This is a genomic window from Kineosporia sp. NBRC 101731 (assembly GCF_030269305.1).
Taxonomy (GTDB): Bacteria; Actinomycetota; Actinomycetes; order Actinomycetales; family Kineosporiaceae; genus Kineosporia.
This window is the reverse complement of record NZ_BSTC01000003.1, coordinates 354,144-367,516: the sequence shown is the minus strand read 5'-3', so window position 1 is coordinate 367,516 and position 13,373 is coordinate 354,144. Positions and strand designations below refer to the sequence as shown.

10 protein-coding genes are annotated in these 13,373 nt (G+C 68.9%); 6 read left to right on the top strand and 4 right to left on the bottom strand.

All coding sequences use genetic code 11. From position 1 onward, the window contains the following. Positions 1 to 657: a membrane protein YczE gene (yczE, locus tag QSK05_RS11555; protein ID WP_285596959.1), complete on the bottom strand. Its 657-nt coding sequence runs from the start codon at positions 655 to 657 to the stop codon at positions 1 to 3. A 305-nt stretch (positions 658 to 962) separates the two neighbouring features. Then, positions 963 to 1,409 (bottom strand): MarR family winged helix-turn-helix transcriptional regulator, encoded by a 447-nt coding sequence (locus QSK05_RS11550; protein ID WP_352301032.1) that lies wholly within the window; start codon positions 1,407 to 1,409, stop codon positions 963 to 965. A gap of 160 nt (positions 1,410 to 1,569) precedes the next feature. On the opposite strand from QSK05_RS11550, the gene QSK05_RS11545 reads away from it, so the two are divergent. Next, a complete protein-coding gene (locus QSK05_RS11545) occupies positions 1,570 to 2,763 on the top strand; it encodes an FAD-dependent monooxygenase (protein ID WP_285596955.1) in 1,194 nt (397 codons plus the stop codon). Positions 2,764 to 2,911: 148 nt separating this feature from the next. Here the strand turns inward: QSK05_RS11545 and QSK05_RS11540 are convergent, their stop codons facing one another. Both QSK05_RS11540 and QSK05_RS11535 read right to left on the bottom strand, forming a co-directional pair. Then, entirely contained in the window at positions 2,912 to 5,227 is a 2,316-nt protein-coding gene (locus tag QSK05_RS11540; RefSeq protein ID WP_285596953.1) for a discoidin domain-containing protein, read from the bottom strand. 373 nt (positions 5,228 to 5,600) lie between these two features. Then, complete coding sequence (locus QSK05_RS11535) at positions 5,601 to 6,260, bottom strand: IclR family transcriptional regulator (protein WP_285596951.1); 660 nt, start codon at positions 6,258 to 6,260, stop codon at positions 5,601 to 5,603. 117 nt (positions 6,261 to 6,377) lie between these two features. On the opposite strand from QSK05_RS11535, the gene QSK05_RS11530 reads away from it, so the two are divergent. The 5 genes from QSK05_RS11530 to hpaD all read left to right on the top strand — a co-directional run bounded on the left by QSK05_RS11530 (position 6,378) and on the right by hpaD (position 13,079). Next, the gene (locus QSK05_RS11530) at positions 6,378 to 8,180 is read left to right on the top strand and encodes an FAD-dependent monooxygenase (protein WP_285596949.1); all 1,803 of its coding nucleotides are present in this window, start codon (positions 6,378 to 6,380) and stop codon (positions 8,178 to 8,180) included. Between the two features lie 15 nt (positions 8,181 to 8,195). After that, entirely contained in the window at positions 8,196 to 8,981 is a 786-nt protein-coding gene (locus tag QSK05_RS11525; protein ID WP_285596948.1) for a 2-keto-4-pentenoate hydratase, read from the top strand. Further along, complete coding sequence (locus QSK05_RS11520; protein ID WP_285596947.1) at positions 8,966 to 10,411, top strand: fumarylacetoacetate hydrolase family protein; 1,446 nt, start codon at positions 8,966 to 8,968, stop codon at positions 10,409 to 10,411. Before QSK05_RS11525 ends, QSK05_RS11520 begins: the two co-directional genes overlap by 16 nt. 83 nt (positions 10,412 to 10,494) lie before the next feature. Continuing rightward, complete coding sequence (gene hpaE / locus QSK05_RS11515; protein WP_285596945.1) at positions 10,495 to 12,009, top strand: 5-carboxymethyl-2-hydroxymuconate semialdehyde dehydrogenase; 1,515 nt, start codon at positions 10,495 to 10,497, stop codon at positions 12,007 to 12,009. Next, a complete protein-coding gene (gene hpaD, locus QSK05_RS11510) occupies positions 12,006 to 13,079 on the top strand; it encodes a 3,4-dihydroxyphenylacetate 2,3-dioxygenase (RefSeq protein ID WP_285596943.1) in 1,074 nt (357 codons plus the stop codon). The genes hpaE and hpaD overlap by 4 nt, the downstream gene beginning before the upstream one ends. The last annotated feature ends 294 nt before the right edge of the window (positions 13,080 to 13,373 follow it).

Genomic DNA, 13,373 nt, shown 5'->3' with positions numbered 1-13,373 from the left:
TCACCAGCGGATCGCGAGCACCTGAGGTTCGTCCTCGACCGCCGGCTCCTCGCGCCGGGGCGCCCAGGGGAACCGGACGAAGATCGGCATGAGCGGGTGCACCATCGGCCCGATCGCCAGGGTGTTGACCACGGTCCCGATGCCCAGGTCACCACCGAGCAGCGCCCCGGCCAGCACGACGGTGACCTCGACGACGGTGCGGGCCTTCCAGATCGGCAGGCCGAAACGCTCGTGCAGGCCGACCATGAGCCCGTCCCGGGGGCCGGTGCCGTACTGCGGGCCGATGTAGCACGCGGTCGCGACGGCGAGCAGCACCAACCCGACGGCGAAGAGGAAGATCTTGCCCGGCAGCGTGGGTGGCACGGGGACGACCGCGAGCGTGAGGTCGGCGAACGGGCCGATGGTGAGCACGTTGAGCACGGTCCCGAGCCCCGGCTTCTGCCGCAGCGGGAACCAGAGCAGCAGCACCACGAAGCTGACGAGAATCGTCAGCGTCCCGAACGAGAGCGGCACCAGGTTCTCCAGGCCCTGCGTCAGCACCGACCACGACGTCACGCCCACGGACGCCCGCACGATCAGGGCAGTGGCGATGCCGTAGAGGAACACCCCGATCAACAGCTGGATCAGGCGGTAAACGTGGGCACGGGAGGAAGGCACCCCACCATGCTGACGACAATTGGCCTCACTGCCGATAGCCAATCCGCCCTGCCTGGCCATCGACTGGCTACAAAGATTGACAGAAATCGTTCCTGTTGGTGAAGTCCCACATCTGGGAGTCCCACGTCAGGTAGTCCCACTGACGAGGCCGATAGCGGTGTCCATGATGGAGCCTTCGGAAGTGAAGGCCGGAGACATCCATGACCAACTTTGTCGTCAGCCGAACCGGCACCAGCCTGTCCGATCTGACCACCCTCACGCCGAGCGACCTGATCACCACCTGGCCCCTCTGAACCGTCCGGACATCACGTGCCGAGGGCGTCGATCCGGGCGGTGAAGTCGTTGACGAAGCGCTCGAGCAGGCGGCCGAAGGTGGCGCGGTCCTCGGGCGTCCAGTCGTCGAGGGAGCCGGCCAGCCAGCCCAGGATCGTCTCCATGTAGCGGGTGGTGGCGGCCGAGCCCTCGGGGGTGAGCTCGATCAGGCGGGCGCGCTGGTCGTCCGGGTCGGGTACGCGCCGGGCCAGGTCGCGCCGTTCCAGCTCGTTCAGCTGCCGGGTGATATGGGGGCCGACGACCTGCATGCGGTGGGCAACCTCCCCCACGCGCAGCGGTTCACCGGCCATGTGCAGCGTGAGTAGTACGCCCATCGCGGGGCGGTCAACCGTGATGCCCGACGCGGCCATGGCCCGCTCGATCAGCCGACCGCGATTCAGCACGCCACTGACCTGCGCCAATCGCGGCAGTAGGGCCATCAGGTCGAGTCCGCCGTCGTCAGTGGTCACGTCGTCTTCCGTCCCAGCTCTCGTTAGATACCTAACTTAGGTATATGTTTGACCCAGGTACTCCTCGGGCTCACGGATTCACCGATCCCAGAAATGGATACCTAAGGTAGCTATTCACTAGGAGGCAATCATGAGCACCAGGCCGAATCGCAGGGTACTGGTTTCCGGGGCGAGCATCGCGGGACCGGCCCTGGCCTACTGGCTGCACCGATACGGCTTCGAGGTGACGGTGGTCGAGAAGGCTGCAGCCGTACGGGCCGGCGGCTACCCGATCGACATCCGCGGCACGGCGGTCGAGGTCGTGCGGCGGATGGGCGTACTCCCCGCTCTCCAGGACGCCCACGTCGACACCCGCCGGATCACCTTCCTGCACCAGGACGGCAGCCCCATCACGGCCCTGAGCCCGACCGCCACGAGTGGCGGCGGCACGGCCGGTGACCTCGAGGTACGGCGCGGCGACCTGACCGAGGTGCTCTACGGCACCGTGCGCGACCACGTCGAGTTCCGGTTCAACGACAGCATCGACACCCTGGAGCAGCACCCCGACCACGTGGACGTGACGTTCCGGAGCGGGGACCAGCGCACGTTCGACCTGGTCGTCGGGGCCGACGGCCTGCACTCCTTCACCCGCGGGCTGGCCTTCGGCCCGGAGGAGCAGTTCCACCACTACCTGGGCCACTGCTTCGCCGGTTTCACCCTGCCGAACGACCTGAGCCTGTCTCACGAGGCCGTGCTGTGGAACGCCCCGGGCCGCACCGCCGCCCTCTACGCCATCGGCGCCCAGGAGACGGTGCACGGTTTCCTCTCCTTCTACCGGCCCGATCCCCCGTTCGAGGCCTTCCGCGATCCGCAGGCGCAGCGCGACCTCGTCGCCTCGCTGTTCCCGCACCAGGACTGGCAGGTGCCGGCGATGGTCGCCGCCATGCGCCAGGCCGACGACCTGTTCTTCGACGTCGTCAGCCAGATCCGGATGCCTCACTGGTCGTCCGGACGCGTGGCCCTGGTCGGCGACGCCGCCTACGCCCCGTCGTTCCTCACCGGGCAGGGCACGAGCCTGTCCCTGGTCGGCGCCTACCTGCTCGCCGGCGAACTGGCCACGAACCCTGACCCTCTCACGGCCCTGAAGGCCTACGAGCAGAACACCCGGGGCTACGTCGACGCCAACCAGGCCCTGGTCACGGCCGGCGGTTCGACCATGCATCCCCGCACCGAGCAGACCCTGGCCCGCCGCAACCAGATGCTCACGAGCCTGACCGAACTCCCCGACGACGGCCCCAACCCGGCCCATTCAGCCATCGTGCTACCAGATTTCGACCTCGGCTGAACTTTCCCGGAACGAGGCCCGCGCCGCGCCGGTGGATAGAACGGTCTCCACGTTCGCCGTTGACGGCTACGTTCTTGTCCCTGGAGAGGCTGGACCCGACCGGTCCGGCCGGGTGAGGCACCCGGCCGGACCTGTTGCCGCTTGCCGGTCAGGAGCTGTAGACCTCCAGTTCCGAGACCTGACCGGCCGGCCAGGCGGTGTTCGCCGTGAACGTCAGCCGCAGGTATCGGGTCTGGGTGGCGGTGACGGGGACGGTCACGGTGTTGCCGCCGGCCGGGTTGAACGTGTAACCGGTGGCGGCCTTGATGCTCGAGAACGAGGTGCCGTTGGTGCTCCCGGCCACGGCGATCGTCTGGGTGCGGGTGCCCCAGGCGGTGGGCGGGGGCAGTTTCAGCACCAGCCGGGAGACCTGGACGGTCGCGCCCAGGTCGACGGTCAGGGTCTGCGGCCAGGCGTTGTTCGCGCTCTCCCAGTAGGTGGACGCATTGCTGTCCACCGCGTTCGGGGCCGGGTAGACGTCCGTGTAGCTGCTGGCGGTGATGCTCTTCCCGGCCGCCAGGTTGCTGTTGGCCGGAGGCGGTGTGGTCAGGGTCGGGGTTGGCGTGGTCGGCGTCGCGCTCGGGGTGGGCGTGGTGGGTGTCGGGGTGCTGCCGCCGCCCCCGTACACCGGAGTGGGCCACGGGCCGCAGAACGGCGTGCTGGTCAGCCAGTTCCCGTTGCCACCCTGGTCGGTGACGGTGAAATTGGCTCCGGTGCAGCTGTACACCGGGTTCGGAGCGCCGATCCCGGTGGCGGTGACGTTCTTGAACGACGCCGACCCCGGACTCTGGATCTGCAGGGCGAACGTTCCGGCGCCGTCGATCTTCACATCGGTGAAGTGCACGCCGGAAGTGCTGCCCTCGATGAACTGGATCGCCTCGTAGGAGGAGTCGAGGATGTCGGTGTCGTGGACGTTGATCGTGGCGTTGATCGGCTCGTTCAAGCCGTTGAACCAGACCGCCCCGACCCCGAAGTTCCAGTTGTAGTCCGAGTTCCCGGCGCGGATCAGGGTGTTCTCGCCGATGTCGAACGTGCCCTGCACGGCGGTGGCACCCTGCACGCCCGGGTACCGGTTGCCGACGTGGATACCGCCGCCGTTCGTGACGGTGTCGGAGACCACGTTCTTCGTCACCGAGATGTTCTCACCGCCGTAGATCGCGATGTTGTTGGCCAGGATCGGCGCCACGACCGTATTGCTGGTGAAGTCGTTGTTCTGGTTGTCGTTCGTCTCGGCCCACATCGCCAGGCCGTCGTCGCCGGTGTTGCGTACGAACGTGTTCTGCACGGACGAGCTGGTCACGCCTTGGTGGAAGTTCACGCCGTCGGCGGTCTGGTCGAGGATGCGGCTGTTCTTGATCACGAAGTTCGTCATCGGGCCGTCCATCCAGGCCCCGACCTTGTTGTGCTGCATCCAGACGTTGTCGACGGTGGAGTTGCTCATGGCCCCGCCGATCGCGTTCACCTGGTCGTTGTCGTTACGCTCCTTGACCTCGCCGAGGATGGCGAAGTTCTTCAGCGTGACGCCCGTGCTCGGCCCGCCGTCGGCGACGTACTTCCCGTACAACCCGACCCCGGCACCCGTCAGCACGCTGTACCAGGGACCGGCCCCGGTCACCGTCACGTTGTTCACCACGATGTGCCCGGTGACCTTGAACCGGCCCTCCGGGATCCACACCGTCTTGCCCTGCGAAGCACCGTCATTCACCGCCTGCTGGATGGCGCTGGTGGCGTCGGCGGCACCGGTCGGGTCGGCGCCGTAGGCCGTGGCCACGTTCAGCGAACCGGCCGGGGCCGTGCCCGCCGCGCCCACCTGCTCGAAGTCGGCCAGATCGATGGTGAACGTCGGTGACGCGCTGACCGAGGTGACACGTACCCGCACAGTGGTGCCTGCCGCCAGCGTGGTGGAGAACTTCGTGCGGGCCTCGTCGTAGAAGTGGTGCGGATTGCTGCCCGGTGAGTTACTGAACGGGTATCCGCCGTAATACCAGCCGTAGCGCGAAGTCACAGCCAGGTCGGTGAGCTTCTGGCCGCCGCTCTCGATCGCGACGGTGGCGTCCCGGCCGGTGCCGGCGGCGTTGTCGGGCAGGCTGTACCGCAACACCATCGAGTTCGCGGCCGCGGGCAGGGTGAAGTCGACGTACTCCCCCACCGCGTCGAGCGTGACCGCCCGGCGGCCCGAGGCCTCCGAGGGCAACTGACCGTAGACGCGATCGGGACCGATGACCGTGCCGTTCGTCGCCGCGTCCTCCGCCTCGATCTCCTTGAACGGAACGCTCGCCCCGCGGCCCGGGACACCGATCGGCGAGAGCCCCGAGGCGCTCACCGACTTTCCCTCCGCGGCCGTCGCGGCCACGGTCGCCACTCCCGCAGTGAGCAGGAGCGCGGCTGAAACTGCGGCCGTAAGAAGTCGATTCGTTCTCTTCATGGCTGAACTTCCTTCACTTCGGGACTTCAGGGGAGCGGAGGCGCGGTCCGCAGTCACCGGTAGGCCGACCGTACAGATCGGCGCGAATCGGTCACAAGAAGTCTTGCGGTGAAAGAAATTGAGCAATCAGACGCTCGGCCTTTCGTGCCCCGCCGGGTGATCGGCGGCCCGGAGGGGTGGTTTCGGGCGCCCAGCGGCACTTGTGTCCGGGGAGGCCGCATTGTGGACGTCGGCGAGCGTCGGTTTTACGAAAGTCCCGGGAAGTGGGTGCAAGCCATTTGCGTCACCGCTGCTGCGCGGCCGGGGTCCGGGCCCCGGCCGGCTCCGGCGTGGCGCCGAGCGGTCAGAGTGCCCGGCTGCACCCAGGCCTCGCTCAGAAGCCCCCGGCGCGAGTCCGGTGAGCAGACTGGGCGAGACGATCGCCGATCGCTTCCACATCCACGTCGGCGCCCCCCAGGTAGACGACGGCCAGGGCGGCCGGCGGCTGGCCCGGGACCTCGAGGGGAACAGCGACGCAGGAAAGCCCCGGGATCACCTCGCCGTGGCTGGTCTCGTAGGACGACTCGCCCGGTTCCCGCGTCACCAGCCGGCGCACCGCACGCCCCGGGGCGCCCTGGTCGAGGGAATGACGCGTGCCGGGCCGCTGGGCGACGGCCGCGAACGCGGCCCGCGGCTCCACGCTGACCAGGGTCACCGCCTCGTGATGGTCAAGGACGACGAGGAAGGCGGTCATGCCCAGGTCGTGGGCCAGGGTGGTGAGCTCGGGCAGCGCCGCCGTCTGCAGGTCGCGCGAGACGTTACGGGCCAGGGTGGCCAGCCCGGCGCCGAGTTTCAGGTCACCGGCCGGGTCGCGACTCACCAGGCCGTGACCTTCGAGGGTGCGCACGATCCGGTAGACGATCGAGCGGTGCAGCCCGAGCCGGGCGGCCAGTTCGCCGATGGACAGTGCGGTGTCGGCCCCGGCCAGCACCTCGAGCGCCGTGATGCCCCGCGAGAGCGTCTGCAGCGGGACTGCCGCACTGCCGTCCGTCACCAGAACTCCCCATAACCCTTGCGCCACGTCCGCGCGAAACATACCGTTCCCGCATCAACCCGATAATCGGTCTATGTGTTCGATTATAGAACATGCCAATGACGGCAGGGGGTTCTGGTGCAGTTCCATGACCGTGGCTATGTGTCGGGTGACCCCCGCGTGCAGCCCGCCGCGGAACCGGCCCGGCCCGTCGAACTGCCCGAGGAGGTCGACGCGCTGATCGTGGGAGCCGGGCCGGCCGGGATGGCGGCCTTCGCCCAGCTCTCCCAGTTCCCCCAGGTGAGCACGCGTCTCATCGAACGCCGGCCGGGTCGACTGGAGATCGGGCAGGCCGACGGGTTACAGGCTCGCAGCATCGAGTCGTTCCAGGCGTTCGGCTTCGCACAACGCCTGATCGAAGAGGCGTACCGCATCTACTCGATGGCCTTCTGGCGCCCCGGCCCGCAGGATCCGGCCCACATCGTCCGCACCGGTCTGGTGCCCGACGACCCCTCGGGCATCAGCGAGTTCCCGCACCTGATCCTGAATCAGGCCAGGGTTCTCGACTACTTCGCCGAGTTCGCCGCGAACTCCCCCGGCCGGGCCGCACCCGACTACGGCGTGGAGTTCCTCGGGCTCGAGGTGACCGACGCCGCCGATTACCCGGTGTGCGTGGACGTTCTCCACCGGACCGGTCCGCGGCGGGGTGAGCGGCGCCGCATCCGGGCCAAGTACGTCCTCGGCTGCGACGGCGCCCGCAGCCAGGTGCGTGCGGCGATCGGGCGCCGGCTGGTAGGCCAGGACGCCCTGCACGCGTGGGGCGTCATGGATGTGCTGGCCGAGACCGACTTCCCCGACTTCCGCACCAAGTGCGCGATCCAGTCGCACGACGGCGGCAACATCCTGCTGATCCCCCGCGAGGGCGGTTACCTCACCCGGTTCTACGTCGACCTCGGTGAGGTGCCCGAGAACGGCGACCACGACGTCCGTTCGACCTCGCTGGAGACCATCGTCGCCCGGGCCGGCCGGATCCTGCACCCGTACTCCCTCGACGTGCGCGACGTGCCCTGGTGGAGCGTGTACGAGGTCGGGCACCGGCTCACCGACCGGTTCGACGACGTGTACGAAAGTGGAAGGGAACCGCGGGTCTTCATCGCCGGGGACGCCTGTCACACGCACAGCGCCAAGGCCGGCCAGGGCATGAACGTCTCGATCCAGGACGGCTGGAACATCGCCTGGAAGCTCGGGCACGTGCTGGATCGCCGGGCCCGGGAGAGCCTGCTGGCGACCTATTCGGCCGAGCGTCAGGTAGTGGCGCAAGACCTCATCACCTTCGACCGGGAGTGGTCGGCGCTCATGGCCACCCCGGCGCAGCACCTTCCCGGTCCCACGTACCTGGAGGACTTCTACGTGCGGACCTTCGAGTTCCCGGCCGGTTTCATGACCCGGTACGAACCGTCGATGCTGATCGCACAGCCGGTGTACCAAGCCCTGGCACCCGGCTTCCCGATCGGCAAGCGCTTCCGATCGGCGTGGGTGCACCGGGTCAGCGACACCACCCCGGTCCATCTCGGGCACCACGCGCGGGCCGACGGACGATGGCGCATCTACGTCTTCGCCGGTTCGCACGGCGAGGTGGGCTCGCCGGAACCCCTCCGCCACGGGGCCTCCTTCGACCTCAAAGTCATTTACCAGCAGCCCTTCGGCGAGGTCGACCTGACCCGCGTGCCCGCGATGTTCCGGCCGCGGGGCGGACCGTTCGGACTGACGGACTGGGAGAAGGTCCACGCCACCGGCCCCGAGCACGACATCTTCGCCGAGCGGGAGATCAGTCGCGACGGTGCGGTGGTCGTGGTGCGCCCCGACCAGTACGTGGCGCACGTACTGCCCCTGACCGCCCATGACGAACTGCGCCGCTTCTTCGCCGGTATCTTCCTCTGATCCAAGGAGTTCCGCTTGCTCGACGCCCAGGACATCGAGGCGATCGCCGACGAACTCGTGCAGGCCGGCCGCGACCGCACCACCGTTCCCCTGCTGACGGCCCGCCATCCCGGGATGGAGATCGCGGACGCCTATGCGGTGCAGGCCCTCTGGGCCCGGCGCCGCACCGAGCAGGGGCATCGCGTGGTCGGTCACAAGATCGGCCTGACGTCGGCGGCCATGCAGGCGGCGACCGGCATCACCGAACCCGACTACGGCGTCATCTTCGACGACCAGGTGCTGGAGAACGGCGCCACCGTCCCGTTCTCGGACTACTCGAACGTGCGCATCGAGGTGGAGCTGGCCTTCGTGCTCGCCGGACCCCTGACCGGACCGGGTTGCACGCTGTTCGACGTGCTCGACGCGACCCGCTACGTGGTGCCCGCCCTGGAGATCCTGAACTCGCACATCGCCCTCGAGGGCCGCACGATCGTCGACACGATAAGCGACAACGCCGCCCTGGGAGCCGTCGTGCTGGGTGGCCGGCCCGTCGCCGTCGACACCGTCGACCTGCGCTGGGTCGCCGCCCTGCTGTACCGCAACCAGACCGTCGAGGAGACCGGTGTCTCCGCGGGCGTCCTCGATCATCCGGCGACCGGGGTGGCGTGGCTCGCCAACAAGCTCCACCAGCACGGAACTTCCCTCGCAGCAGGCGAGGTCGTGCTGTCGGGATCGTTCACCCGACCTCTGTGGGTCGAGCGGGGCGACACGATCCACGCCGACTACGCCGACCTGGGGGCGATCACGTGCCGCTTCGAGTAGACGGGCTGCCCCGTCCGGGCAAGATCCTCGCCGTCCATCTGAACTATCCGTCACGGGTCGCGCAACGCGGCCGCCGACCCGCGCACCCGTCGTACTTCCTCAAACCCACCACCTCGCTGGCGGCGAGCGGCGACGTGATCGAGCGCCCGGCCGGCACCGAACTGCTCGCCTACGAGGGCGAGATCGCGCTCGTCATCGGCCGATCCGCCCGCCGGGTCACCCCGGAGCAGGGCTGGGCCGCGGTATCCGGGGTCACGGCCGCGAACGACTGGGGCGTCTACGATCTGCGCACCGTCGATGCGGGGTCGAACCTGCGCAACAAGGGCGGTGACGGATTCACCCCGCTCGGGCCCGGCGTCATCCCGGCCCAGGACATCGACCCGGCGGCCCTACGGGTCCGGACGTGGGTCGACGGCCAACTCGTCCAGAACGACACCACGGCCGAACTCCTCTTTCCCTTCGGCCTTCTCGTCGCCGACCTGTCCCAGCTGATCACGCTGGAGCCCGGTGACGTGATCCTCACCGGCACCCCCGCCGGGTCGTCCGTCGCGGTGCCCGGCGAAACGGTCGAGGTCGAGGTGGACGTGCCCGGTGGACCTTCCAGCGGTCGCCTGGTGACGCACGTGGTCGAGGGCACGGTGCCGTTCGCCGGATACGGGGCCGGGCCGTCGGTGGACGACCGGCAGCGCGCGCAGGCCTGGGGCACCCCGCCGGAACCGATGCTCACCGAGGAATTGCGGACGCTTCTGGGCGGGGTGGCCGTGGCCACCCTGAGTTCGCAGTTGCGCGGGCGCGGGTATCCGCACGCCAGCATCGACGGGGTGCACCCGCTCGTGCCCGGTACCCGGATGATCGGCCCGGCCCGCACCCTGCGGTTCATCGCCCACCGGCCCGATCTGTTCCAGGAGAGCGGTGGTGGGTACAACGCCCAGAAAAGAGCTTTCGACTCGCTCAAACCGGGCGAGGTGCTGGTGATCGAGGCCCGCGGAGAGGCCACCGCCGGTACGGTGGGTGACATCCTCGCGCTGCGGGCCCAGACCCTCGCAGCCGCCGGGATCGTCACCGACGGGGCCGTCCGCGACAGCGCCGCGGTCGCCGGGATCGGCCTGCCCACGTTCGCGGCGGGCTCGCACCCCTCGGTGCTCGGGCGCCGGCACGTGCCCTGGGAGATCGACGTCGCCGTCACCTGCGGAGGGGCTGCGGTCGTACCCGGCGACGTGGTGATCGGGGACGACGACGGCGTCGTGGTCGTCCCGGGGCACCTTCTGGACGAGGTGGCCCGGGCGGCCGTGGAACAGGAGGCCCAGGACGCCTGGGTCGCGGCCCGGATCGCCGAGGGACACCCGGTCGAGGGTCTGTTCCCCCCGAACGCCGCCTGGCTCGAGCAATACCGCGCCTCCCGCACCCAAGACTCCCCACCTCGTTCGTGATCATGCAAAACCTCCCCGGGGAGGTTTTGCATGATCACGAAAAAAGGGAGTGACGAGCCAGTCCCCCCATCCCAGGAGATCCCTTGCCCGACAACTTGCCCGACAACTTGCCCGACCAGCTCCGGCACTTCATCGACGGGGTCTTCACCGACAGCGTCGGCGGTGAGACCTTCGACGTCATCAATCCGGCCACCAACGCCTCGTACATCCGGGCCGCCTCCGGGCAGAAGGCCGACGTCGACCTAGCCGTCGATGCCGCCCGGCGCGCGTTCGGAGGGCCGTGGCCGACGATGACGGCCCGGGCGCGTTCGCGCGTGCTGCACCGGGTCGCCGATCTGATCGAGGGCCAGGACCGGCGCCTGGCCGAACTGGAGACCTGGGACACCGGCCTGCCGATCACCCAGGCCCTCGGGCAGGCCCGGCGGGCGGCCGAGAACTTCCGGTTCTTCGCCGATCTCGTCGTGGCCCAGCGCGATGACACCTACAAGGTGCCCGGACGTCAGGTGAGCTACGTCAACCGCAAGCCCAAGGGGGTCGCCGGCCTGATCACGCCGTGGAACACCCCGTTCATGCTGGAGTCGTGGAAACTCGCACCGGCCCTGGCCACCGGCAACACCGTGGTGCTCAAACCGGCCGAGTTCACCCCGCTGTCGGCTTCGCTGTGGGCGGAGATCTTCCGGGAGGCGGGCATTCCCGACGGGGTGTTCAACCTGGTCAACGGGTTCGGGGAGACCGCCGGGGACGCGCTGGTGAAGCACCCGGACGTGCCGCTGATCTCCTTCACCGGGGAGAGCCGCACCGGGAAGCTCATTTTCGCCAACGCCGCCCCGTATCTCAAGGGCCTCTCGATGGAGCTGGGTGGCAAGTCACCGGCCGTGGTGTTCGCCGACGCCGATCTCGACGCGGCCCTCGACGCCACGGTCTTCGGGGTGTTCTCACTGAACGGCGAGCGCTGTACCGCCGGTAGCCGGGTGCTGGTGGAGCGCGCGGTCTACGACGATTTCGTGGAGCGGTTCGCCGGGCGGGCGCGCCGCGTGATCGTGGGTGATCCGCACGACCCGGCGACCGAGGTGGGTGCGCTGGTGCATCCGGAGCATGGCGAGAAGGTCTTCGGATACGTCGAGGTCGGCCGGGGTGAGGCCCGGCTGGTGGCCGGGGGCGATCGGCCGGAGAGCCTTCCGGACGGGAATTACATCAATCCAACGGTTTTCGCCGACGTGAAGCCGGAGGCCAGGATCTTCCAGGAGGAGATCTTCGGGCCGGTCGTGGCGATCACCCCGTTCGACAGCGAGGAGGAGGCGCTCGCGCTGGCCAACGGCGTGACGTACGGCCTGGCCGCGTACGTCTGGACCAACGACCTGAAACGCGCGCACGCCTTCGCCCAGAGCCTCGAGGTGGGCATGGTGTGGCTGAACTCCAATAACGTCCGCGACCTGCGCACCCCGTTCGGCGGGGTGAAGGCGTCCGGGCTGGGCCACGAGGGCGGGTACCGCTCCATCGACTTCTACACCGATCAGCAGGCCGTGCACATCGCCCTGCACGACACCCCTTCGCCGCGTTTCGGCCAGGGCGACTCCCGGAGGACGGATCACCGATGACCGACCGCATCCCCACCCCGACCGCGCCGGCACCCGACATCGTCCGTTGTGCCTATCTGGATCTCGTGGTCACCGATCTGGCGGCCTCGCGGGCGTTCTACGTGGATCTGCTCGGGCTGGTCGTGACGCGGGAGAGCGCGGACGCGATCTACCTGAGGACGTTCGACGAGTTCATCCACCACAACCTGGTGCTGCGGCCGGGGCCGGTCGCGGCGGTGGCGGCCCTGGCCTACCGGGTGCGCTCCCTGGGCGACCTCGATCGCGCGGTGGCCTTCTACACCGAGCTCGGCTGCCGGGTCGAGCGGAGGTCAACGGGTTTCGTCGACGGCATCGGGGACGCGGTGCGGGTGCAGGACCCGCTGGGGTTCCCGATCGAGTACTTCTACGAGGTCGAGCACGTGGAGCGCCTGTCCTGGAGCTACCACCTGCACACCCCGGGGGCCCTGGTGCGCCTGGACCACTTCAACCAGGTGACGCCGGACGTCCCGCGGGCCGCGGCGCATCTGGAGGATCTCGGGTTCCGCGTCACCGAAGACATCGAGGACGCGGACGGGACGGTGTACGCGGCCTGGATGCGGCGCAAACCGACCGTTCACGACACCGCGATGACCGGCGGCGACGGGCCGCGACTGCACCATCTGGCGTTCGCCACCCATGAGAAGCACAACATCATCGCCATCTGCGACACGATGGGTGCGCTGCGGATCTCCGACCGCATCGAGCGGGGCCCGGGCCGGCACGGGGTGTCGAACGCGTTCTACCTCTACCTCCTCGACCCGGACGGTCACCGGGTGGAGATCTACACCCAGGACTACTGGACCGGTGACCCGGACAATCCGCTGGTGACCTGGGACGTCCACGACAACCAGCGCCGGGACTGGTGGGGCAACCCGGTAGTCCCCCGTTGGTACACCGAGGCCTCCCCCGTGCTCGACCTGGACGGGAACCCGGTGCCCCTGACCACCCGCACCGACACCAGCGAGATGGCCGTGACGGTGGGGGCCGACGGGTTCTCGTACACGCGCGACGGCGACACCGATCAGGGTTTCAAGCTGGGCCACCAGCTCTGACGAAGGAGGACGACGATGTCCGAGAGTGAACTTCTGGCCCGGTCAGTGGTGCGCAGGGGCGGGAGATCTTCGAGCCCGCGACCGGTGATCTGCTCGGCCTCGCACCGCAGCACACGACCGAAGACCTGGAACGGGCTGTGGCAGAAGCCGGATGTGCCGACATGGCGTACCGTCAAGGTATTAGGCGTGGCGCGTGACGGATTCGGATCCACCGGACCGGCGCCGCGCCCCAGGCAGGGGCGACGCCGGTGGCGAACAACAACCAGGACGCATCCACCAGGAACCAGTACCGCA

Bases quoted from the DNA above. Each gene is read 5' to 3' on its own strand.
- QSK05_RS11540 (WP_285596953.1), bottom strand. From the start codon at position 5,227: ATGAAGAGAACGAATCGACTTCTTACGGCCGCAGTTTCAGCCGCGCTC.
- QSK05_RS11545 (WP_285596955.1), top strand. From the start codon at position 1,570: ATGAGCACCAGGCCGAATCGCAGGGTACTGGTTTCCGGGGCGAGCATC.
- hpaD (WP_285596943.1), top strand. From the start codon at position 12,006: ATGACCGACCGCATCCCCACCCCGACCGCGCCGGCACCCGACATCGTC.
- QSK05_RS11550 (WP_352301032.1), bottom strand. From the start codon at position 1,409: ATGGCCCTACTGCCGCGATTGGCGCAGGTCAGTGGCGTGCTGAATCGC.